General features: G+C 71.6%; 17 protein-coding genes. 12 read left to right on the forward strand and 5 right to left on the reverse strand.

Annotation, left to right across the window (positions count from 1 at the left end; genetic code table 11):
- Window positions 1–31: 31 nt before the first annotated feature.
- Both meaB and H180DRAFT_RS25255 read right to left on the reverse strand, forming a co-directional pair.
- On the reverse strand, window positions 32–991 hold the full coding sequence (gene meaB, locus H180DRAFT_RS25250; RefSeq protein WP_055488446.1) for a methylmalonyl Co-A mutase-associated GTPase MeaB: 960 nt from the start codon (window positions 989–991) through the stop codon (window positions 32–34).
- A 177-nt stretch (window positions 992–1,168) separates the two neighbouring features.
- Entirely contained in the window at window positions 1,169–2,359 is a 1,191-nt protein-coding gene (locus tag H180DRAFT_RS25255; RefSeq protein ID WP_055488496.1) for an acetyl-CoA C-acetyltransferase, read from the reverse strand.
- Between the two features lie 242 nt (window positions 2,360–2,601).
- Between H180DRAFT_RS25255 and mce the strand changes: the two genes are divergently transcribed.
- The 10 genes from mce to nrfD all read left to right on the forward strand — a co-directional run bounded on the left by mce (window position 2,602) and on the right by nrfD (window position 18,111).
- Window positions 2,602–3,063 carry a methylmalonyl-CoA epimerase gene (gene mce / locus H180DRAFT_RS25260; RefSeq protein ID WP_055488447.1) on the forward strand — a complete coding sequence of 154 codons (462 nt, stop codon included), beginning with the start codon at window positions 2,602–2,604 and terminating at the stop codon, window positions 3,061–3,063.
- A 171-nt stretch (window positions 3,064–3,234) separates the two neighbouring features.
- Window positions 3,235–6,588 carry a polarized growth protein Scy gene (gene scy / locus H180DRAFT_RS25265; RefSeq protein WP_055488448.1) on the forward strand — a complete coding sequence of 1,118 codons (3,354 nt, stop codon included), beginning with the start codon at window positions 3,235–3,237 and terminating at the stop codon, window positions 6,586–6,588.
- Between the two features lie 123 nt (window positions 6,589–6,711).
- Entirely contained in the window at window positions 6,712–7,671 is a 960-nt protein-coding gene (locus tag H180DRAFT_RS25270) for a coiled-coil domain-containing protein (RefSeq protein ID WP_055488449.1), read from the forward strand.
- 322 nt (window positions 7,672–7,993) lie between these two features.
- Window positions 7,994–8,959 carry an ABC transporter ATP-binding protein gene (locus H180DRAFT_RS25275; protein WP_055488450.1) on the forward strand — a complete coding sequence of 322 codons (966 nt, stop codon included), beginning with the start codon at window positions 7,994–7,996 and terminating at the stop codon, window positions 8,957–8,959.
- A complete protein-coding gene (locus tag H180DRAFT_RS25280) occupies window positions 8,959–9,729 on the forward strand; it encodes an ABC transporter permease (RefSeq protein ID WP_055488451.1) in 771 nt (256 codons plus the stop codon). Before H180DRAFT_RS25275 ends, H180DRAFT_RS25280 begins: the two co-directional genes overlap by 1 nt.
- Window positions 9,730–9,908: 179 nt before the next feature.
- Entirely contained in the window at window positions 9,909–11,261 is a 1,353-nt protein-coding gene (locus H180DRAFT_RS25285) for an ABC transporter ATP-binding protein (protein WP_055488452.1), read from the forward strand.
- Complete coding sequence (locus H180DRAFT_RS25290; RefSeq protein WP_074466992.1) at window positions 11,258–12,355, forward strand: ABC transporter permease; 1,098 nt, start codon at window positions 11,258–11,260, stop codon at window positions 12,353–12,355. Before H180DRAFT_RS25285 ends, H180DRAFT_RS25290 begins: the two co-directional genes overlap by 4 nt.
- A 154-nt stretch (window positions 12,356–12,509) precedes the next feature.
- Window positions 12,510–15,779, forward strand: coding sequence for a formate dehydrogenase (fdh, locus tag H180DRAFT_RS25295; protein ID WP_055488453.1), 3,270 nt, complete (start codon window positions 12,510–12,512; stop codon window positions 15,777–15,779).
- Window positions 15,776–16,837 (forward strand): 4Fe-4S dicluster domain-containing protein, encoded by a 1,062-nt coding sequence (locus H180DRAFT_RS25300; RefSeq protein ID WP_079100393.1) that lies wholly within the window; start codon window positions 15,776–15,778, stop codon window positions 16,835–16,837. The genes fdh and H180DRAFT_RS25300 overlap by 4 nt, the downstream gene beginning before the upstream one ends.
- Window positions 16,838–17,193: 356 nt before the next feature.
- Entirely contained in the window at window positions 17,194–18,111 is a 918-nt protein-coding gene (gene nrfD, locus H180DRAFT_RS25305; protein WP_254666187.1) for an NrfD/PsrC family molybdoenzyme membrane anchor subunit, read from the forward strand.
- Window positions 18,112–18,223: 112 nt separating this feature from the next.
- On the opposite strand, the gene H180DRAFT_RS25310 is transcribed toward nrfD, so the two are convergent.
- Together H180DRAFT_RS25310 and H180DRAFT_RS25315 are read right to left on the reverse strand one after the other, a co-directional pair.
- Entirely contained in the window at window positions 18,224–19,897 is a 1,674-nt protein-coding gene (locus H180DRAFT_RS25310; RefSeq protein ID WP_055488454.1) for an ABC-F family ATP-binding cassette domain-containing protein, read from the reverse strand.
- Between the two features lie 358 nt (window positions 19,898–20,255).
- Window positions 20,256–20,588: a hypothetical protein gene (locus H180DRAFT_RS25315; protein ID WP_055488455.1), complete on the reverse strand. Its 333-nt coding sequence runs from the start codon at window positions 20,586–20,588 to the stop codon at window positions 20,256–20,258.
- Window positions 20,589–20,802: 214 nt separating this feature from the next.
- Between H180DRAFT_RS25315 and H180DRAFT_RS25320 the strand changes: the two genes are divergently transcribed.
- Complete coding sequence (locus H180DRAFT_RS25320) at window positions 20,803–21,897, forward strand: LLM class flavin-dependent oxidoreductase (RefSeq protein ID WP_055488456.1); 1,095 nt, start codon at window positions 20,803–20,805, stop codon at window positions 21,895–21,897.
- A 120-nt stretch (window positions 21,898–22,017) separates the two neighbouring features.
- Here the strand turns inward: H180DRAFT_RS25320 and H180DRAFT_RS25325 are convergent, their stop codons facing one another.
- Window positions 22,018–22,410: an SCO5389 family protein gene (locus H180DRAFT_RS25325; RefSeq protein ID WP_055488457.1), complete on the reverse strand. Its 393-nt coding sequence runs from the start codon at window positions 22,408–22,410 to the stop codon at window positions 22,018–22,020.
- A gap of 231 nt (window positions 22,411–22,641) precedes the next feature.
- Between H180DRAFT_RS25325 and nucS the strand changes: the two genes are divergently transcribed.
- Window positions 22,642–23,313, forward strand: coding sequence for an endonuclease NucS (nucS, locus tag H180DRAFT_RS25330; protein ID WP_055488458.1), 672 nt, complete (start codon window positions 22,642–22,644; stop codon window positions 23,311–23,313).
- The last annotated feature ends 26 nt before the right edge of the window (window positions 23,314–23,339 follow it).

Genomic DNA, 23,339 nt, shown 5'->3' on the forward strand with positions numbered 1-23,339 from the left:
ACGTGCGACAGCCCGGCGGGGAGAACCCGCCTCAGGCCTCCGTGACGCCCGCGACCAGTTCGTCGGCCGCCGCATACGGATCGATCGATCCGCCGACGACCTTCTCGGCGAGCGCGTCGAGGCGCTTCCCGCCGCGGAGTTCGCCCATGCGCTCCCGCAGCGCCGTCACCGCGATCGTCTCGATCTCGTGGGCCGCGCGCTTCGTGCGGCGCTCGGCCAGCACCCCGTGCTCCTCCATCCACGCGCGGTGCTTCTCCAGCGCCTCCACGACCTCTCCGACGCCCTCGCTGCGCGCGGCGACGGTCTTGACGATCGGGGGACGCCAGTCGCCCGGGGCGCGCGCCTCTCCGAGCCCGAGCATGTGGTTGAGCTCGCGGACGGTCGCGTCCGCCCCGTCCCGGTCGGCCTTGTTGACGACGTACACGTCGCCGATCTCCAGGATCCCGGCCTTCGCGGCCTGGATCCCGTCCCCCATTCCAGGGGCGAGCAGCACGACGCTCGTATCGGCCTGTGCCGCGATCTCGACCTCGCTCTGGCCCACTCCGACCGTCTCGACGAGCACCACGTCGCAGCCCGCCGCGTCCAGCACGCGGATGGCCTGGGGTGCGGCCCACGCCAGCCCCCCGAGGTGTCCCCTGGTCGCCATGGAACGGATGTAGACGCCGGGGTCGGAGGCGTGCTCGCCCATCCGGATCCGGTCCCCCAGCAGCGCGCCGCCGGAGAACGGCGAGGACGGGTCGACGGCGAGGATGCCGACCCGCTTGCCCGCACGCCGGTACGCGGTGACGAGTGCGGAGGTCGACGTCGACTTGCCGACACCGGGTGACCCGGTCAGACCCACCACGTACGCGTTGCCGCAGCGCGGCGCCAGCGCCGCCATGACCTCGCGCAGCTGCGGGGACGCCCCCTCCACGAGGGAGATGAGCCGGGCGACGGCCCTCGGCCGGCCCTCTCTCGCCTGCTCGACCAGCTCGGAGACGTCCACCGTCATGCTTGCCGCTCCCCTGTCCTGTGTGCTTTTCCAGGCCGCCGGCCTGCGACGGCTCCTCTGCCCGCCGGCCTGCGGCCGGCCCTCGGGCCACCTTGCCCGCCGGTCCCGGACCGCTGCCGGGACCGGCTCGATCCGCCGCTGCCGGGACCGGCTCGATCCGCCGCGTACCGGCTGGGCCTACCGGCCCGCGTTCCCCGGAACCCGCAGCAGCAGCGCGTCTCCCTGGCCTCCGCCGCCGCACAGGGCGGCGGCGCCGGTGCCGCCGCCCCTGCGCCGCAGTTCCAGGGCGAGGTGCAGGACGATACGCGCACCGGACATGCCGATCGGATGCCCGAGGGCGATGGCGCCGCCGTTGACGTTCACCTTTTCGGGGCTGACACCGAGGTCCTTCGTTGACTGGACGGCGACGGCGGCGAACGCCTCGTTGATCTCGATGAGGTCGAGATCGGCGGCCTTGACGCCGGCGCCGTCCTTCGCCAGTGCGTGCTCGATCGCGCGGGAGGGCTGCGACTGGAGGGAGTTGTCCGGACCGGCCACGTTGCCGTGCGCACCGATCTCCGCGAGCCACTCGACGCCCAGCTCCTCGGCCTTGGCGCGGCTCATCACGACGACGGCCGCCGCACCGTCGGAGATCTGCGAGGCCGAACCGGCCGTGATGGTCCCGTCCTTGGCGAAGGCGGGCTTCAGCTTGCCCAGCGACTCGGCGGTGGTCTCGCCGCGGATGCCCTCGTCCTGGCTGAAGACGACGGGGTCGCCCTTGCGCTGCGGGATCTCCACCGGCGTGATCTCCGCCTCGAACAGGCCGTTCTTCTGCGCCGCGGCGGCCCGCTGGTGGGAGCGTGCCGCGACCTCGTCCTGTTCGGGACGTGCGATGCCGAGCCTGGTGTTGTGCTTCTCCGTCGAGGCGCCCATCGCGATGTTCTCGAAGGAGTCGGTCAGCCCGTCGTGCGCCATCGCGTCGAGCATCTCGACGGCGCCGTACTTGTATCCCTCACGGGACTTGGGCAGCAGGTGCGGCGCGTTCGTCATCGACTCCTGTCCGCCGGCGACGACGATGTCGAACTCGCCCGCCCGCACCAGCTGGTCGGCCAGGGCGATCGCGTCGAGCCCGGAGAGGCAGACCTTGTTGACGGTCAGCGCCGGCACGTTCATCGGGATGCCCGCCTTGACGGCCGCCTGCCGTGCCGGGATCTGGCCGGCGCCGGCCTGGAGCACCTGGCCCATGATCACGTACTCGACCTGGTCGCCGCCGATACCGGCCCGTTCCAGCGCCGCCTTGATCGCGAAGCCGCCGAGGTCGGCGCCGGAGAAGGACTTCAGCGAGCCGAGCAGCCGTCCCATGGGCGTACGGGCACCGGAGACGATCACCGAGGTGCTGTTGCCGTCCGTGCGAGCTGACGTACCAGTCATCAGGTTCAGATCCCTTCCTGAGGGTCCCCCGGGCCGCGGGGCTCAGGGGTGAGGTCCACGGGCCGTGGGGCACAGGGGAGTTAACGAGGGTTAAGGGGACTTCCGCCAATGTACTGAGCGGTACTGTCCCGGGTCACCGGTCGAAGGGTGTGACCGTGCGCACGTTGCGTAACCGGGCACGCAGACGCTGCACTGGGGCCATGCTGACGCGAATCGACCACATCGGGATCGCCTGTTTCGACCTGGAGCGGACCACCGAGTTCTACCGTGCCACGTACGGCTTCGAGGTGTTCCACACCGAGGTCAACGAGGAGCAGGGGGTCCGCGAGGCCATGCTCCGGATCAACGGCACGGACGACGGCGGCGCTTCGTACATCCAGCTCCTGGAGCCGGTGCGCGAGGACTCCACCGTCGCGAAGTGGCTGGACAAGAACGGCGAGGGTGTCCACCACATCGCCTTCGGCACCGCGGACGTCGACGCCGACTCGGAGGAGATCCGCGGCCGGGGCGTCCGGGTGCTCTACGACGAGCCGCGCAGGGGCTCGATGGACTCGCGCATCACGTTCCTGCACCCCAAGGACTGCCACGGTGTCCTCACCGAACTGGTCACCGCTGCCGTCCCCGGGACCCCTGGGAACTCATCGGCAACAACGAGCCACTGACGGCTGCTTCCCGGCCCGGTAGAGTGGCCTCTCGGCCGGGGCGGGCCTCCGCGTCATCCCTAGGAGGGTCCGGGCCGGGGGTTCCGACCCCGAAGATCTGCCGATGTTCTGACACCCTCTGCAAGAGGGGTCAGTTCACCACCACGACCAGGGGACGGATGGGACCGCGCAGTGCGGGGCTACGACCGCTACGAGGCTGACGACCACCTCTCGCAGTTCGAGGCCGAGATGGAGCGGCTGAAGAAGGAGCGGGAGAAGGCCGTCGACCATGCCGACGACCTCGGCTACCAGGTCGAAGTGCTGCGCGCCAAGCTGCACGAGGCGCGCCGCGCTCTGGCCACGCGCCCGGCCGGCTACGACAACCTGTCCCAGCAGGCCGAAGCGCTGCTGCGCAATGCCCAGCTGCAGGCCGACCAGATGCGGGCCGACGCCGAACGCGAGCTGCGCGACGCCCGCATGGAGACGCAGCGGCTGCTTCAGGAGCGCGCCGAGCAGCAGTCCCGCCTGGAGTCGGAACTGCACGCCGAGGCGGTGCGCCGCCGCCAGCAGCTCGACCAGGAACTGGCCGAGCGCCGCTCCACCGTCGAGACCCACGTCAACGAGAACGTCGCCTGGGCCGAGCAGCTGCGCGCCCGTACCGAACAGCAGGCGCAGCGCCTCATGGAGGAGACGCGCGCCGAGTCCGAGCGCTCCCTCCAGCAGGCACGCGAAGAGGCCGAGCGGCACGCGGACGACACCCGCAGCAGGATGAACTCGGAGGCCGAGAAGGCCCGCGCGGAGGCCGACGCGATCCTGCGCCGGGCGCGCGCCGAGGCGGAGCGGATGCTCAATTCCGCTTCGACTCAGGCCCAGGAGGCCAGCGAGCACGCGGAACGTCTGCGCACCTCCTCCACCTCGGAGTCGGAGTCCTCCCGCCGCGAGGCCGCGGACCTGGTGCGCAGGGCCGGCGAGCGGATGCAGGAGGCCGAAGCCGCGCTGCGCGAGGCCCGCGCCGAGGCCGAGGAGAAGCTGACGAAGGCGGGCGAGACCGCGGAGAAGCTGCTCGCCGACGCCGAGTCGGACAACGAGCAGCGCCTGCGCACCGCCAAGAACGAAGTGGCCCGCATGGTCGGCGAGGCCACCAAGGAGTCCGAGGCCATCAAGGCCGAGGCCCAGCAGCTGCGCGACGAGGCGAAGGCCCACGCCGAGCAGCTGATCGAGGAGGCCAAGGCCGAGGCCCGTACCCGGTCGGCCGAGGAGTCCGCGAACCAGCTCGCCGAGGCCGCCCGTACCGCCGAGGACGCACTCGACAAGGCGTCCGAGGAGGCCAGGGCCACCACCGGCAGGGCCGCCGAAGAAGCCGAACGCATCCGCCGGGAGGCCAACGAGGAGGCGGAGCGGCTCCGCGCCGAGGCCGAGCGGATGGTCGAGGAGCTCGAGGGCGCCGCCAAGGACGACACCAAGGAGTACCGCGAGAGGACCGTCGAGTTCCAGGAGGAGGCCCGGCGGCTGCGCGCGGAGGCCGAGCAGCTGCGCGCGGAGGCGGTCGAGGAGGGCGAGAGGCTGCGGGCGGAGGCGCGCCGCGAAGCCGTCCAGCAGATCGAGGACGCGGCGAACCGCGCTGAGGAACTCCTGGTCAAGGCGAAGGCGGACGCGGAGGACACCCGCACCGAGGCCGCTACCGAGAGCGAGCGTGTACGCACCGAGGCCATCGAGCGCGCCACGACGCTGCGCCGCCAGGCCGAGGAGACGCTCGAGCGCGCCAACGCCGAGGCGGAGGAGCTGCGTTCGACCGCCGAGGAGCAGGCGGGCAAGACGCGCACGGACGCCGACGAGGCGGGCAGGCGCATCCGCGAGGAGGCCGAACAGGCCGCCAAGGACCGCAAGGCGGAAGCGGCCGCGGAACTGGAGCGGCTGCACAACGAGGCGGAGAGCAAGCTCGCCGAGGCCGAGCGCGAACTGCGCGAGGCGCACAGCGAGTCGGAGCGGCTGAGGGACGAGGCCCGCAACGAGACCGAGCGGCTGCGCACGGAGACCGCCGAGCGGCTGCGCACCCTCCAGCAGCAGGCGGAGGAGGCAGCCGAGCGGCTGCGCAGCGAGGCACACGCGGATGCCTCCCAGTCCCGCGCCGAGGGCGAGGCGCTGGCGGTGCAGTTGCGCAGCGACGCCGCATCGGAGGCCGAGCGGCTGCGCAACGAGGCCCAGGAGACCGCCGACCGCATCAGGTCGGAGGCCGCCGCAGCCGCGGAACGCACGAACACGGAGGCGGCCGAGGCGCTGGAGGCCGCCCGCGAGGAGGCCGACCGGCGGCGGCGCGAGGCCGAGGAGCTGCTGGCCGGCGCCCGCGAGGAGGCACACAGGGAGCGCACGGACGCGCGCAGGCAGAGCGACGAGCTCCTGGCCACCGCGCGGCAGCGGGTCGAGGACGCGCAGAGCGAGGCGGCCCGGCTCGTGGAGGAGGCGGAGCGCCGCGCCGCGGAGATGGTCAGCACCGCCGAGGAGACCGCCCAGCAGGTGCGCGACTCGGTCACCGGTCTGCACGAGCAGGCCGAGGAGGAGATCACCCGGCGGCGCGCGGAGGCCGAGAAGGCTGCGGCGCAGCTGCGCCGGGAGGCCCAGGAGGAGTCCGAGGCCGCCAAGGCCATGGCGGAGACGACGGTCTCCGAGGCCCTGGACGAGGCGGAGCGTACGCGTACCGAGTCCGAGCGGATTCTGGACGAGGCGCGCGAGGAGGCCGCACGCCGGCGCAACGACGCGGCGGAGCAGGCCGACCGGCTGCTCGCCGAGGCCCGTGAGGAGGCCCGCCGCACCCAGACCTCCGCCGAGGAGCAGGCCGACAGCATGGTGGGCGCGGCCCGGCGCGAGTCGGACCGTCTGGTCAGCGAGGCCCGCGAGGACAGCCGCCAGGTGGTGGAGAAGGCCCGCAACGACTCCAACACCATGCTGGACGAGGCCCGCAGCGACGCCGCGGCGATCAGGGAGCGCACGCAGGAGCAGCGCACCCGGGTCGAGCGGGAGATCGAGAAGCTGCACGAGCGGGCACGCAGGGAGTCCTCCGAGGCGATGCAGTCCGCGGGAGAGCGCTGCGACAAGCTCGTCAAGGCCGCTCAGGAACAGCTGCGCGAAGCCGAGGAGAAGGCCGCTCGCCTGGTCCGCGAGGCGGACAACGAGGCGAGCAACGTGCGCATCTCCGCGGTGAAGAAGGCCGAGGGCCTGCTCAAGGACGCCGAGCAGCGCAAGGCCGAACTCATCCGGGACGCCGAGCAGATCCGTGAGGAGGCCAGGGCCGAGGCGGAGCGGACCGTCGAGGCCGGACAGCGCGAACTGGCGGTGCTCGAGCGCCGCCAGGAGGACATCAACGCTGAGATCTCCCGCGTGCAGGACGTACTGGAAGCGCTGGAGTCCTTCGAGACCCCCGGAGCCGGCGGTGGCCCGGAGAGCGGGGGCGGCAGGAAGGGCGGAGCCGAAACAGCGTCAACCAACGGTGTGAAGGCGGGAGTTGGTGCAGGTACGACCAAGCCCGCTGGCAAGGAGTCCGGAAGTTAGCCACTCGAACGAGCGCACATTCTCCAGATCAAACCCGCAATGGCTCGATGACACGCCGTCTTGGCCCCTAGGATTCCCCTATAACTCCCCGTCTGATAACCCGTCTGACTCGACAGGAAACCCATGAGCGACACTTCCTCCCCCTTCGGCTTCGAGCTCGTGCGACGTGGCTACGACCGCGGGCAGGTGGACGACCGCATCACGAAGCTCGTCGCCGACCGTGACAGCGCACTGTCCCGAATCACCTCGCTGGAAAAGCGCATCGAGGAGCTTCACCTCGAGACTCAGAACGCCCAGGCCCAGGTAAACGACGCAGAGCCGTCCTACGCGGGGCTCGGTGCGCGCGTCGAGAAGATCCTCCGCCTCGCCGAGGAGGAGGCCAAGGACCTGCGCGACGAGGCCCGCCGCGCCGCCGACCAGCACCGCGAGCTCGCCGAGAGCGCCGCTCAGCAGGTGCGCAACGACGCCGAGGCGTTCGCCGCCGAGCGCAAGGCCAAGGCCGAGGACGAGGGCGCCGGCATCGTCGAGAAGGCCAAGGGCGAAGCCACCGCGCTGCGCACGGAGGCGGAGAAGGACGCCCAGTCCAAGCGCGAGGAGGCGGACTCCCTCTTCGAGGACACCCGCGCGAAGGCCGCCCAGGCCGCCGCGGACTTCGAGACGAACCTCGCCAAGCGCCGGGAGCAGTCCGAGCGTGACCTCGCCTCCCGTCAGGCGAAGGCGGAGAAGCGCCTCGCGGAGATCGAGCACCGTGCGGAGCAGCTGCGGCTGGAGGCCGAGAAGCTGCGCACGGACGCGGAGCGCCGCGCCCGTCAGACGGTGGAGACCGCCCAGCGCCAGGCCGAGGACATCGTGGCCGACGCCAACGCCAAGGCCGACCGCGTCCGCAGCGAGTCGGAGCGCGAGCTGGCGGCCCTCACCAACCGCCGCGACAGCATCAACGCGCAGCTGACCAACGTGCGCGAGATGCTGGCCACCCTCACGGGCGCGGCAGTTGCCGCCGCCGGACAGGGCGGCGAGGAGGGCGAGACCGCCGCCGACGACGAGGCCGCTGCCCGCAGCGTCCCGGCGCAGCAGTCCCGCTGACGCACCCGGTCACCGGCCACGCGGTCACGGCCACGCGGTCACCGCACGCGGTACGAAGGGCCCGGCACGGAATGTGCCGGGCCCTTCGGGTGCCCGCCGGCGCCGGCCACGGCCCGACCCGGTCACGGCTGCGGCCCGTCGGCGTGACGCGCGGTCTCCCGCATCGGGGGCGGCCCCGCTCCGCACCGGCCGGAGGGCAGCGGGCCCGTGTCGTCCGCAATGTGCGAAAGCACCGGGAACCGGCACCACAGCCTTGCGCACGCATGTGAGTGAGCCCGCGCATCCCCTGGCATCGGGCGCTCAACGCGCATAGCGTCGGCCCATGATTGAGCTGCGCGGCTTGACCAAGCGGTACGGGGACAAGACAGCCGTCGACCACCTCACCTTCAGCGTGCGTCCCGGAGTGGTCACCGGCTTCCTCGGTCCCAACGGGGCGGGCAAGTCCACGACGATGCGGATGATGCTCGGCCTGGACAAGCCGACGAACGGTGACGTGCACATCGACGGCAAGCGCTACGACCAGCTCCGCGACCCCCTCAACCACATCGGCGCCCTGCTGGAGGCCAAGGCGGTGCACGGTGGGCGCAGCGCCTACAACCATCTGCTGTGCATGGCGCAGGCCAACAACGTCCCGAAGAAGCGGATCGGCACGGTGCTGGACCTGGTCGGGCTCACCGACGTGGCGAAGAAGCGTCCGAAGGGCTTTTCGCTGGGAATGGCGCAGCGGCTCGGCATCGCGGCCGCGCTGCTCGGCGACCCGAAGATCCTGATGTTCGACGAGCCGGTCAACGGCCTGGACCCCGAGGGCATCCAGTGGATCCGCAACCTCATGAAGCATCTGGCCTCGGAGGGGCGCACCGTCTTCGTCTCGTCCCACCTCATGAGCGAAATGGCGCTGACCGCGGAGCACTTGGTGGTCATCGGGCGCGGCAAGCTCCTCGCGGACACGTCGATGGCGGACTTCATCGCCGAGAACTCGCGCTCCTTCGTGCGCGTGCGCACGCCACAGCCCGAGCGGATGCGTGACGTGCTGGGCAGCGTCGGCGTCATGCCGGTCTTCGAGCGGGACGGCGGGATGCAGGTCGAGGGCATCGAACCGGCCCGCATCGGCGAGCTCGCCGCCTGGTACCAGGTCGTGCTGCACGAGCTGAGCCCTCAGAAGGCCTCGCTGGAGGAGGCGTTCATGCGGCTGACGGCGGAGTCCGTCGAATACCAGGCGACCACTCAGGCCCCGCAGCCCGCACAACGGCCGGACCAGGGCGGCAAGCCCGTCAGGAGGAGGCGGTAATGCCACACGCCACGCGCGTCATCCGCTCCGAGTGGACCAAGATCCGCTCCGTGCGCTCGACTCTGTGGACACTGGCCACTGCGCTCGTCGTGACGGTCGGGGTCTCCGCCGCCATCTGCGCCGTCACCGCCTCGCAGTTCGACAAGCTGGGCAAGCAGCAGCAGGCCACGTTCGACGCCACTCAGACGAGCTTCTCGGGCTCCGGCCTCGGGCAGCTCGCGATGATCGCCTTCGGCGTGCTGGTCGTCTCCAGCGAGTACAGCACCGGCATGATCCGCAGCTCGCTGGCGGCCGTGCCGCAGCGCACCGTCTTCCTCACTTCCAAGATCTTCGTCGCCACGATGCTGGTGCTGGTGGTCGGCATGGCCACGAGCTTCCTCGCCTTCTTCGTCGGGCAGGCGGTGCTGGGTGATCTCGGCGTCTCGATCAAGGACGAGGGCGTGCTGCGGGCCGTGCTGGGCGGCGGGGTCTATATGACGCTGATCGCTCTGTTCTCCATGGGCCTGAGCTTCGTGCTGCGCAGTCCGATGCTGGCCTTCGCGATCCTGATGCCGTTCTTCTTCCTGATCTCCAACATCCTCGAAGCAGTCAGCGCGACGAAGAAGTACGCCCACTATCTGCCGGACCAGGCGGGCAAGACGATCACAGCCGTCGTGCCGGAGTCGCTCAACCGTCCGTACGGCCCCTACGAGGGGCTGGCGATCATGGCCGCGTGGGTGGGGGCGGCGCTGATCGTCGGCTGGATCCTCCTCAAGCGCCGCGACGCGTAGCCCGGGCCGCGGCATGCGGTGCAGGGCCTGAACTCCCCGTGACAGTAAGGGAGACGGGTTCCGGGGCCGGGACGGAGACCGTTGCGTCGGCCAACGGACGGAACCGATCGGGCGCCTTGTAGCCTCCTAGGCCATGTCCGGGGGCGAACGCGCCCCGAACTTCGTCCAGGGACAAACGGATGATAGAGGCGTACGGCCTGACAAAGCGCTACGGCGCCAAGACGGCCGTCTACAACCTGTCCTTCCAGGTGCGGCCGGGAGCCGTCACCGGCTTCCTGGGGCCCAACGGCTCCGGCAAGTCGACGACGATGCGGATGATCCTGGGCCTGGACACCCCGACCGCGGGCCAGGTCACCGTCGCCGGCCGCCGGTTCCGCGATCTGCCGAACGCCCCGCGCCAGGTCGGCGCGCTGCTGGACGCCAAGGCCGTGCACGGAGGACGCTCCGCACGCAGCCACCTGCTGTCGCTGGCCCAGCTCTCGGGCATTCCGGCCCGCCGGGTGGACGAGGTTCTCGACGTCGTCGGGCTCAGGCAGGTGGCCGGGAAGCGCTCGCAGGGTTTCTCGCTCGGCATGGGCCAGCGGCTCGGCATCGCGGCCGCCCTCCTCGGCGACCCGCAGGTGCTGCTCTTCGACGAGCCGGTCAACGGCCTGGACCCCGAAGGCATCCTGTGGGTCCGCAATCTGATGAAGCAGCTGGCGGGCGAGGGCCGCACCGTCTTCGTCTCCTCGCACCTGATGAGCGAGATGGCGCTGACCGCCGAGCATCTGATCGTCATCGGCCGCGGGCAGCTCATGGCCGACACCTCGGTGAAGGAGTTCATCGCGCAGAACTCGGTGGGCTTCGCCCGTGTCCGTACGCCGGACGGCGACCCGGGCCAGCGGGAGAAGCTGACCTCCGCCGTGCAGGAGGCGGGCGGCCACGTGCAGCCGGAGGACGACGGGGCCCTGCGCGTCAACGGCCTGCCGCTGCCGCAGATCTCCGAACTGGCGCACAACGCGGACGTACGGCTGTGGGAGCTCTCCCCGCACCAGGCGTCGCTGGAAGAGGCGTACATGCAGCTGACGCAGGGCGCGGTGGACTACCGCTCCTCCGTCGACCAGCGCGCCGGATTCCAGCAGGCGCCGCAACAGCCGTCGCAGCAACAGCAGTTGGCCGCATCCCAGCTCGGAGTGCCGATGGGTCCGGGAGCGCCCGGAGCACCTGGCATGCCGGGTGCGCCGGGCATGCCCGGCGCCATGCCGCCGCAGGGCGTCCCCGTGGGTGCGGGTGCCGCGGGCGGCTGGGGGCCTCCGCCCGGCGGGGCGCCCGCGCAGCAGGCAGGCCCGTACGGCGCAGGACCCGGCCACGGCGCGGGGCCCGGCTACGGACCGCAGCCGGTGCCGGGCGGCACCCCTGACCCGTACGCGCACGTGGCGGCCCAGCAGCCCCAGGGCGGGCCCCCGCAGGCGCCGCCGGTGCCGGGCGGACCGCCGGCGCCCGCCGCGCCCACCGACGCTTCCCGGCCCGACAGCGAGGACGACGCCCGATGACCACGCCGAACAACCCGCACCACCAGCAGCCGCACCCCGCGCAGCAGCCGCCTCAACAGCCGTACCAGGGCCAGGAGTTCCAGCCGCAGCACGGCGCGGCACAGCACGCGGCGGGAGGCGCGGCGGCCGGCACGGCGACGGCGCCCCCTCCGCAGGGCTTTCAGGGCGCGCCGTACGGACCTCCACAGGGCGGTTCCCAGGGCGCTCCGCACGGCGCCCCCCAGGGCGGCCCCGCGTACGGCGGCGGCTACGCCTCCCCGATCCCCGTCACGCGCACCCACCTGGGCCACGCGATCGTCTCCGAGTGGACGAAGATCCGTTCCGTCCGCTCGACGGTGTGGACGCTCGGCGTCATGTTCGCCCTCGTCGTCGGCATCGGCCTGATGACCGCGCTCCTGCTCAGCGACACCGACTTCGTCGGGTTGCCGCTGCTCGCCCCGGGCCTGTTCGGGCTGATGCTCGGCCAGATCTGCATCATCACGCTGGGGGTGCTCGTGGTCACCTCCGAGTACGGCACCGGCATGATCCGCACCACCATGACCGCGTGCCCCAAGCGGGGCCGCGTGCTGGCCGCCAAGTCGCTGATCTTCTTCCTCCTCGCGTTCGTCATGACGGCGGCCGCCTGCTCGGTCACCGCTCTCATCAACGCCACGATGCTCAGCGGCCAGAAGGTCCCGGAGTTCGCGGCGAAGTCGGGACCGCTCAAGGACTCCGTCGAGAACGGCGAGCTGGTCGCGAGCAGCAGCCAGTGGCTGGGAGCCACGGTCGGCGCCGCCCTGTACGTGGCTCTGCTGGGCCTGCTGGCCCTGGCCGTCGGTGCGCTGCTGAGGCACTCGGCCGGAGCGATCACGGCGATGATGGGCCTCGTTCTGCTGCCGCTGGTGCTCGCCCTGTTCATGATCGGCGAGACGCTCAGCGACTTCCGTGAGGTGCTCATGGAGTACTCGCCGCTCAACGGGCTGGCGTCGCTGTACCGCATCCCCATGTCGGAGGACCAGACCGCGACGGGCTGGCCGCTGCTGGGAATCCTGGCCATCGCGACGGCGGTCGTGCTGACCCTCGCCTTTGCGCTGCTGAACCGCCGGGACGTCTGACGCGGAGCGCGCGTACGCGCAGGCCGCGTACGCGCGCCCGCACTTCACGGCTGCCGCACACGGCCGAATCTCCACCGGACCGCCACGAGTGAATCCGGTCGAGCGGGGCACTGGTCCCGCGCGATCCGTGGACGCGCGTGGACGGAGGACGGCGATGGGTGTGCGCACCTGGCTCGAGAGCTGGCCTGTTTACCGGCAGCTCACCGGAGACGATCCCCTGGGGCGCGGCGCCGCCGCCTCCTCCGCGTACACACGCGGCCTCCGGCCCCGCACCGAGGAGGCCGACGAGGTCGTGAAGTCGGTGTGCCCGTACTGCGCGGTCGGCTGCGGGCAGAACGTCTACGTGAAGGACGGCGAGGTCGTCCAGATCGAAGGCGACCCCGACTCCCCCGTCAGCCGGGGCCGGCTCTGCCCCAAGGGCTCCGCGACGCTCCAGCTCACCACCGGCGACTCGCGCCGTCACGAGGTCCTCTACCGGCGTCCGTACGCGAAGGACTGGGAGCGGCTGGACCTGGAGACCGCCATGGACATGGTGGCCGAACGGGTGATCCGCACGCGGCGGGAGACCTGGGAGAGCGAGCACGAGGGGATGCGCGTCAACCGCACCCTCGGCATCGCGACGCTCGGCGGCGCCGCTCTGGACAACGAAGAGAACTACCTGATCAAGAAGTTCTTCACGGCTCTGGGCGTCGTCCAGATCGAGAACCAGGCGCGGGTCTGCCACAGTTCGACCGTCGCGGGACTGGGGACGTCCTTCGGGCGCGGGGGCGCCACCACCTTCCTTCAGGACCTGCAGAACTCCGACTGCATCGTCATCGAGGGGTCGAACTTCGCGGAGGCCCATCCCGTGGGCTTCCAGTGGGTGATGGAGGCCAAGGCACGCGGCGCCAAGGTCATCCACGTCGATCCGCGGTTCACACGTACGAGCGCGCTGGCCGACCTGCATGTGCCGATCCGGGCCGGCACCGACATCGCCTTCCTCGGCGGCATCATCAACCACGTGCTCAGCACGGGCTCCGACTTCCGCGACTACGTCCTGGAGTACACCAACGCCGCCACCCTCATCGGCGAGGACTTCGAGGACACCGAGGACCTCGACGGCGTCTTCTCCGGCCTGGACCCGGACAGCCGCAGCTACGACATGCGCTCCTGGCACTACGAGGGCGGACGTCCCGTCCAGGCGGCCTCCGGGAAGCGCGACGCACTGTACGAGGAGCGCGTCCATGGCCCCGGCGCACCGGGCGGTTCGGGAGAGGCGGAGGCGCACGGCTCGGGCGGGCCGCCGCTCGCGGGCGAGTCCGAGTCGCGGCAGGACCGCACGCTCCAGGACCCGCGCTGCGTCTACCAGATCCTCAAGCGGCACTACTCGCGCTACACCCCGGAGATGGTCGAGGAGACCTGCGGCATTCCGCGGAAGACGTTCCTCGAGGTGTGCCGCGCGCTCGTCGAGAACTCCGGCCCGGACCGCACGAGCGAGTTCTGCTACGCGGTCGGCTGGACGCAGCACACCGTCGGCGCCCAGTACATCCGTACCGCCTGCATCCTGCAGCTGCTGCTGGGCAACATCGGCCGTCCCGGCGGCGGCATCCAGGCGCTGCGGGGCCACGCGAGCATCCAGGGCTCCAGCGACATCCCCACCCTGTTCAACCTGCTGCCCGGCTACATCCCGATGCCGCACGCACACAAGAACGAGGATCTGGACAAGTTCATCGAAGCGGTACGGGCCGACAAGGGCTTCTGGGGCAACATGCGCTCCTACTTCGTCAGCCTGATGAAGGCCTACTGGGGAGACGCGGCCACCGCCGGGAACGACTACTGCTTCGATCACCTGCCGAGGCTCACCGGCTCGCACAGCACGTACGACACCGTGCTCAACCAGCTCGACGGCGTGTGCAAGGGCTACTTCCTCATGGGCGAGAACCCCGCCGTCGGCTCCGCCAACTCCCGTATGCAGCGCCTGGGAATGGCGAACCTGGAGTGGCAGGTCGTCCGGGACTTCTCACTCGTCGAATCGGCGACGTGGTGGAAGGACGGCCCCGAGATCGAGACGGGCGAGCTGCGCACCGAGGACATCGGCACCGAGGTGTTCTTCTTCCCCGCGGCCGCGCACACCGAGAAGGCGGGGTCCTTCACCAACACCAACCGGTACGTCCAGTGGCACCAGGCGGCCCGGGAACCCGACGGCGAGGCCCGCAGCGACCTGTGGTTCATGTACCACCTCGGCAGGCGGATCCGTGAGCGGCTGAAGGACTCACGGGACCCGGTGGACCGTCCGCTCCTCGACGTCACCTGGGACTACCCGACCGAGGGGCGGCTGGAGGAGCCGAGCGCCGAGGCGGTGCTCGCCGAGATCAACGGCTACGACGCCGACGGCCGGCCCCTCACCGGCTACCAGCAGTTGAAGGACGACGGCTCCACCTCGTGCGGCTGCTGGATCTACTGCGGGGTCCGCGCGGACGGCGTCAACCAGGCGGCCCGCAAGAAACCCCACACGGAACAGGACTGGGTGGCCTCCGAGTGGGCGTGGGCATGGCCGCTCAACCGGCGCATCCTCTACAACCGGGCCTCCGCCGACCCCGACGGCAGTCCGTGGAGCAGCCGCAAGGCGCTGGTGTGGTGGGACGAGAGCGCGGGCCGCTGGACCGGGCACGACGTTCCCGACTTCATCGCCGACCGGCCGCCGTCCTTCCGTCCGGAACCGGGTGCGACGGGCCCCGACGCCATCAGCGGCGTCGACCCGTTCATCATGCAGGCCGACGGCAAGGGCTGGCTCTACGCACCGGCCGGGCTCCTCGACGGGCCGATGCCCACGCACTACGAGCCTCAGGACTCCCCGGTCGCCAACCCGCTGTACGGGCAGCAGCGCAGCCCCGTCCGGCAGATCTTCGCGCGTGAGCACAACCGCTACCACCCCGACGTGACGGAGCCGGGCGGCGACGTGTATCCCTACGTGGTCACCACGTACCGCCTCACCGAGCACTTCACCGGCGGCGGCATGACCCGCTGGTCGCCGTATCTGGCGGAGCTGCAACCGGAGTTCTTCTGCGAGGTCTCGCCGGAGCTGGCCGCCGAACGCGGCCTGGAGCACGCGGGGTGGGCGACGGTCGTCACGGCGCGTTCCGCCGTCGAGGCGCGGGTGCTCGTCACGGAGCGGATGTCCCCCGTGCGGGCCGGCGGGCGCACCATCCACCAGATCGGGCTGCCCTACCACTGGGGACGCAACGGCTACTCCACGGGTGACTCGGCGAACGAGCTGACGTCCATCGCCCTCGACCCGAACGTGCACATCCAGGAAGTCAAGGCCCTCACCGCCGACATCCGCCCGGGGCGCCGGCCCCGCGGCCAGGACCTGCTGCGGCTGCTGGAGGAGTACCGGGAGCGCAGCGGCACCGGCGAGGAGACGGGAATGGAGGTACGAGGATGACCGGCTCCGGCACGCGGCGGACCCGCAGCGGCGAGGGCTCCCTCGTCGGACGCAACCTGCTGGCGGGGCCCGAGGGAGACCCGGCCGGCGACGCCGGGCACGGCGCGCCCGGCGAACACCCGCCCCGCATGGGCTTCTTCACGGACACCTCCGTCTGCATCGGCTGCAAGGCGTGCGAGGTGGCGTGCAAGGAGTGGAACGCCATCCCGGAGGACGGCCTCGACCTGACCGGGATGAGCTACGACAACTCGCAGGGCCTGGGCGCCTCGACGTGGCGGCACGTCGCGTTCATCGAGCAGAGCAAACCCGTCGGGCACGCGCACTCCGACGTGGACCACAGCGACGTCGACGTCCTCGCCCTCGCGTCGCAGGGCTCGGGCACGTCGCCCGAGGACGCTGCGATCACTCCGACCACCCCCGGCGCGGCCGGTGACGCGGCGGCGGACGGCGACGGCCGGGGCGAGTTCCGCTGGCTGATGTCCTCCGACGTGTGCAAGCACTGCACACATGCCGCGTGCCTCGACGTGTGCCCCACGGGTTCGCTCTTCCGCACCGAGTTCGGCACGGTCGTCGTGCAGGAGGACATCTGCAACGGCTGCGGCTACTGCGTGCCGGCCTGCCCGTACGGCGTCATCGAGCAACGTCCGCACGACGGCAGGGCGTTCAAGTGCACGATGTGCTACGACCGGCTCGGCGCCGGCCAGGAACCGGCCTGCGCGAAGGCGTGCCCCACCGAGTCCATCCAGTACGGCCCGCTGGACGAGCTGCGTGTACGGGCGCAGGAGCGGGTGGACCAGCTGCAGGAGGCCGGGGTGCACGACGCGCGGCTGTACGGGCACGACCCCGAGGACGGCGTGGGCGGCGACGGCGCCTTCTTCCTCCTGCTGGACGAGCCGGAGGTGTACGGACTGCCGCCGGACCCCGTCGTGACCACACGTGACCTGCCGGACATGTGGCGGCACGCGGGGGCGGCGGCACTCACGCTGCTCGGCGGACTGGCGGCCGTCTTCGCGGCGCACGGCAGAATCCGTGAACAGGTGAGGAGGACGTGGCGATGAGCGGCGCGACCGACGGCGGGCACGGCACGAGCGGGCACGGCCGCGATGCCGGCCCCCGCAACGGCTACAAGCCGGGCCGGATCTACGGCAACCCGGCCGAGGAACGCGAGTGGGGCAGCGTCGCCGACGTCACGAAGGACGGGCTGCGGGGCGTACGTCCGGGACGTGGCGCACTCGTGGGCGGACAGGACCTCACCCGCGAGGACGGCCACGGCCCGCCCGCCACCGGGGAGGCGGACACGGGCCGGGACCGTCCGCGGGAGGCGGACCGTGACACCGCCCCGGCCAGGAGCGCGCCCACGGGCAAGGGCAGGCACCGCCGCGGCCGCAGGCGCGGCCGCAAGGGCGAGCGGACGATGGTGCCGGAAGCCGAATTCACCTCGTACTACGGCAGGCCGGTGCTCAACCAGCCGGCCTGGAAACCGCTGAACATCGCCGGCTACTTCTTCCTCGGTGGTCTGGCGGGCGCCGGCTCGGTGGTGGCCGCGGGAGCGGAGCTGACGGGACGGCCCGTGACGGCCCGTGCGCTGAAGACCAGCTCGGCCGTCGCCGTGGCCGGTTCGGCCGCCGCTCTCATCCACGACCTGGGCCGCCCCGGACGTTTCGCCAACATGCTCCGCGTGTTCAAGCCGACCTCCCCCATGAGCGTCGGTTCGTGGCTGCTCTCGGCGTACGGACCGGCCTGCGCCGTGGCCGCGGCGTGCGACCTGACGGGCAGGCTGCCACGGGTGGGCCGGGCGGCCGGCGCGGGCGCGGCGCTGCTCGGGCCGGCCGTCGCCGCGTACACGGCGGTGCTCGCGGCGGACACGGCCGTGCCGGGCTGGCACGAGGGCTACCGCGAGTTGCCCTTCGTCTTCGTGGGCTCGGCGGCAACGGCCGCCTCCGGCATGGCACTTGCGATGTCCCCGACCGCGGAGAACGGTCCGGCCCGCTCCGCCGCGCTCGCCGGAACCGCGCTGGAGAACGCGGCGACGAAGGCCATGGAGCGCAGGCTCGGCCTCGTCGCCGAGGTCTACCGCAGCGGCCCGGGCGGGCGCTGGATGCGTGCCGCCGAGACGCTGTCGGCGGCGGGTGCGGCGGGCGCCGCGCTGTTCGCGGGGCGCAGCCGCGTGGCCGCGGGTGCCAGCGGGCTGGCTCTCGTCGCGGCCTCCGCGTGCACACGTCTGGGCGTCTTCCACGCGGGACTCGAGTCCTCCAAGGACCCGAAGTACACCGTGGTGCCGCAGCGCGAGCGGATGCGACGCCGCGAGCAGGACGACGCAGCCGCCGGATGAGCGGGCGCTCCCGGGCGGTCCCGGTCCGGACCCGCCCGGGCCCCGTCCGGGAGCGCCCGGGACCGTCCGGGAGCGCCCGGCCGACAGCCGGCCGGGGCAGCCGCCGCCCGGGTCAGCCGTCGCCCGGGTCCGCCAGCAGTTCGCGGATCTCGTCGACGCCGGTCTCCTGAAGCTCCTCCCCCACGAACAGCCAGCGCGTGATCCCGACCGCCTCCAGGAAGCGCAGATCGTGGGCGGCGACGAGCAGCGCTCCCTCGTACGCGGCGAGCGCACTCGTCAGCTGCCGCACGCCCGACGCGTCGAGGTTGTTGGTCGGCTCGTCCAGCATGAGCAGCTGAGGCGCGGGGGCGGCGAGCAGCATGGCGGCGAGTGCGGCCCGCAGGCGCTCCCCGCCGGAGAGGGTGCCCGCAGGCTGTTCGGCACGCGCACCCTTGAACAGGAAGCGCGCGAGCTGCGAACGGATCTGGTTGACCGTCACCCCGGGAGCCACGCGTGCCACGTTCGCGGCGACGCTCAACTCCTCGTCCAGCACGTCCAGTCGCTGCGGCAGGAAGCGCAGCGGTACGGACACCTCGACCTCGCCCGACAGCGGTTCGAGCCGGCCGGCGAGGGTGCGCAGCAGAGTGGTCTTGCCCGCGCCGTTGCGACCCACCAGGGCGACGCGTTCGGGTCCGCGGACCTGGAGGTCCGCTTCGCGCAGCCTCCCGTACCGGGGGCGCAGCGCCCGCAGTGTCAGCACGGTGCGGCCCGTCGGCACGGCGGTCCGGGGAAGATCCACGCGGATCTTCTCGTCTTCGCGTACGGCTTCCGCAGCCTGCTCCCGCCGCTCGCGCGCCTCGACGAGACGGTCCTCCTGCACTCCGCGCAGTCTGCCCGCCGACTCCTGCGCCGACCGCCTCCGCTCCCCGGCGACGATTCGCGGGGCCCGCCGCTGGGCGTCCATCTTCCGGCTGTAGCGCCGCCGTTGTGCCAGCTTGATCTGTGTCTCCGCCAGTTCGCGCTTCTGCCTGCGTACGTCCCACTCGGCGGCGCGCAGTGTCCGGGTGGCCGCCTCCTGCTGTGCGGCCAGCGTCTCCTGGTACGCGGACCAGCCACCTCCGTACGAGGTCACCGCCCCGGAATGCAGCTCCGCGATGCGGTCCACGCGCTCCAGCAGTTCCTGGTCGTGGCTGACCACGATCAGGACGCCGGTGCGCCAGGAGTCGACTGCCTCGTAGAGCCGCCGGCGGGCGAACAGGTCGAGGTTGTTGGTCGGTTCGTCCAGCAGCAGCACGTCGGGACGTTCCAGCAGCAGTGCGGCCAGACGCAGCAGTACGGTCTCGCCGCCGGAGAGCTCACCGACGGTGCGGTCCAGTCCGGCCTCGGCGAGGCCGAGGGAACCCAGCGTCGCCAGGGCCCGTTCCTCGACGTCCCAGTCGTCGCCGACCGTCTCGAAGTGCTCGTCGCTCACCTCTCCGGCCTCGATGGCCCGCAGCGCACGGCGCCGTTCGGCGATGCCGAGAGCCTCCTCGACGCGGAGCGCCGTGTCGAGAGTGACGTTCTGCGGGAGGTGGGCGAGGCTGCCGCCCACGGTGACGGACCCCTGTGAGGGGCGCAGGTGCCCGGCCAGCAGCCCGAGCAGTGTCGACTTGCCGGAGCCGTTGGCGCCGACGAGGCCGGTGCGGCCCCGTCCGATCGTGAGCGAGAGCTGGTCGAGGACGGCGGTGCCGTCGGGCCACCGGAAGGTCAGGCCGGAGCAGGTCACGGAGGGGCCAGAAGTATTGGGGGCGGTATCGGCGTTGGTCATGGTGAATCTCGCAGTCGCGTGCGCAGCGGACAGAAACGTCGTGTGCGAGCACCACGCGGCGACGGAACCGTGAGAAGGGGTGTGGCCCTTGCCCTGCGGAGGGGTGGGGACGGCCGATGCCGAGGTCGCATCCACGCGTCGTCACGGGCAGCCGGCTGCCCGGCATGACGGTCGCACGGCAGAGCCGTGGCGCGTGGTGATCGCGGACCTCAGATGCGCAACGTCCACCTCTATCGGAGACGACAGGACCCGCGAACTCTACCGCGACGGCCGGTGGCTGCGCCGGGCCTTTTCCGGGCCGGAGCGGCAGGACGAGCCCGGTGCGCAGCCTGTCCGGTCCCGGCTGCGGCAGCGGCGTTCAGTACCGGGGCGCGTTGCGTGAGCGCTGAACGCGCGTGCCGCGCCGGTCACGGGCGCTCCAGCAGGCCTTGTGCCAGTGCCGTCGGTCGTCCACGTCGCCCAGCCGGGGCCAGGCCACCACATGCGGCACCCCGGGCGGGATCTCCTGGTCGCAGCCGGGGCAGCGGTACCGCTTGCCCGTCGAGCCGCCGACCTGCCGTACGGCCCAGTCCTCGCCGCGCCACTCCTCGGTGCGCTCCAGCCCGTACCGCATTGCCGGTCCCCCGTCGCGGCGGTCCTCGGCGGGGGGCTTGGCTGAACCGCCGCGGGGACGGTTTCGACGCGGAGACACGGAACACCTCGGAGGTTCGGAGGGCGGGCGCTCCCCACAGTAGCCACAGATCCCTTGCATAACCGCAGCACCGGTGCAGGAACGGACCGATAGGGCGAACAGCCGACGCCGCGAGCCGTTCATCGGAACAATCGGCACCAGCGAGGCCGTGCCCATGGCACGTGTCAGCCGTTAATGCCAGGAGGGGTCCTGACGCTCAAGAGGACGGAGCAGCATGCGAGTTGGAGCATTCGTGCTGGCCGCACAGTTCCCCGGACAGGGTCAGTGGGAGCCGCTGAACAGAGCGGTCCGTACGGCGGAGACCGTGGAGGAGCACGGACTCGATTCCGTATGGCTCGCCGAGCACCACTTCGTTCCGTACGGCGTCTGCCCGTCCGCGGTGACGCTCGCCGCGATGCTGCTGGGGCGCACCCGGCGCATCGGAGTGGGTACGGCGGTCTCCGTGCTCCCCAACGCACACCCCGTCGCCCTGGGCGAGCAGTCCGCGCTGCTGCACCTCACTTCCGGAGGCCGCTTCACGCTCGGCGTGGGACGCGGCGGGCCGTGGGTGGATCTGGAGGTCCTGGGCGGCGGGCTCGACGCCTACGAGAACGGCTTCCCGGAGTCGCTGGATCTGCTGCTGCGCTGGCTGCGGGAGCCACGAGTCGGAGCCGACGGCGAGCGCTACCGCTTCCGTGAGGTCGAGGTCGTGCCCCGCTGCGAAGAACCCCTCGCACACGCACACGCAAACCCCTCCCCTCCCGCGCAGGGCGCCGCGGACGAACCGCCGCCCCGCCGCCCCACGGTCCTCGTCGCCTGCACCTCGCCCGCCTCGGTCCGCCTCGCCGCGCGGCGCTGTCTGCCGATGCTGCTCGGCATGCACTGCGGCGACGAGGAGAAGGCGGAGACCGTGGCGATGTGGCGGCGTGAGGCCCGCGACGCGGGGCACGCCCGTGAGGAGATCGAGCAGGCGGCCTCGCTCCACGTGTCCGCGGGAGTGGCGCAGGTCGGCGATTCCACGACGGAGGCCGTGGAGTCGCTGACGAAGTCGATGCCCGGCTGGTTCAGCGAGGGGCTCGGCGCCCACCGCACCGTCGACGGACGGGAGCGCACGATGCGCGACCCCCTCGGCTACACCGAACTGCTCTGCCGGCTGCACCCGGTGGGCACTCCGCAGCTGTGCGCCGACCGTCTGGCCGCGACGCGCGAGCGCACCGGCATCGACCGCTTCGCGCTTCTCGTCGAGGGCACGGGCGATCTCGCCTCGACGGAACGCAATGTGCAGCGGCTGGGCGAAGAGGTGCTGTCCCTTCTCCCAGCGGGACAGTGAACCCTCGCGGCCCGCACCGCCGTTGACGTTGCGCCCGTTCACCCACAACACGCTGCCGCTGCCCACGGGAGCAGCGGCAGCGTGGCACAGGAGGACGCCGGACCGACGGAGCCGGGCGCGTCAGCAGTCGCGCAGCGTCGGCGACTGGTTGAGCAGCTGCCCGCGGACGGACGTGAATCGCGCCAGCCTCTCGTCGACCGCTTCGTCCAGCGGGAAGACAGCGACGCGGTGACAGTTCTGGAAAGCGAGCCGTACTCCGAAGTGACGTTCCAGCGCGCCGCGTATCGCGTCACTGGCGAGAGCACGCAGCAGCTGGCCGCGGGCCTGCTCGTCCGGTGGCGGCGTCTGGTTGTCGGCGAACTCGCCGCCGTCCACCTTGAGCCGGGCCACCAGGGTACTGATCATCTCCCAGGCGTACGGGAGAGAGGTACGGACGCAGTCGACGAAGTCACGCTCGTCGACTTCGCCCCGTTCTGCCTGTGCCAGCAGAGCCGGTGAGACGTCGAGCGACATGGGTTCTCCTCTCGCGACCCCAGGGGATACAGGGGTCTACCTGACGGATTGGAAGGGACCCGCTCGGCGCCGGGTGATCACGCGACTCCGTACGGCGACACCCCCCATCGTCAACCGTAAGGGGCGGAGAGTGACCGCACCATGCGAATGGGCATACATCCGGCCACAGCCGAAGAGGGCCATCAGGGGGCGAATCGCATCGCCGGAGCACGTCCAGTAGCGTGACCGCCCATGCGTCTCGTCATCGCCCGGTGCTCCGTCGACTACGCCGGCAGGCTCACCGCTCATCTGCCGTCCGCTCCACGGCTGATCCTGGTCAAGGCCGACGGATCGGTCTCCGTCCACGCCGACGACCGGGCCTACAAGCCCCTCAACTGGATGTCCCCGCCCTGCACGGTGAAGGAGTCCGCGGACGAGGCGTGCCCGGTGTGGACCGTGCAGAACAAGTCGGGCGAGAAATTGATCATCACCATGGAGGAGATCCTCCATGACTCCTCGCACGAACTCGGCACCGATCCCGGACTGATCAAGGACGGCGTGGAGGCGCACCTCCAGGAGCTGCTCGCGGACCGCATGGAGACCCTGGGCGCGGGCTGGACGCTCATCCGCCGCGAGTACCCGACCGCCATCGGCCCTGTGGACATCCTCGGCCGCGACGAGACCGGCGCCACCGTGGCGATCGAGATCAAGCGCCGCGGTGAGATCGACGGCGTCGAGCAGCTGACCCGCTACCTCGACCTCCTCAACCGCGATCCCCATCTCGCCCCCGTCAAGGGCGTCTTCGCCGCTCAGGAGATCAAACCGCAGGCCCGCGTGCTCGCCTCCGACCGCGGCATCGGCTGCGTCACCCTCGACTACGACTCGTTGCGCGGCATCGAGGACGACAAGCTCCGGCTCTTCTGAGCAGGCCGCCCCGGCACGCTCCGGCG

Source organism: Streptomyces sp. WMMB 322 (genome assembly GCF_900090145.1).
Classification (GTDB): domain Bacteria; phylum Actinomycetota; class Actinomycetes; order Streptomycetales; family Streptomycetaceae; genus Streptomyces.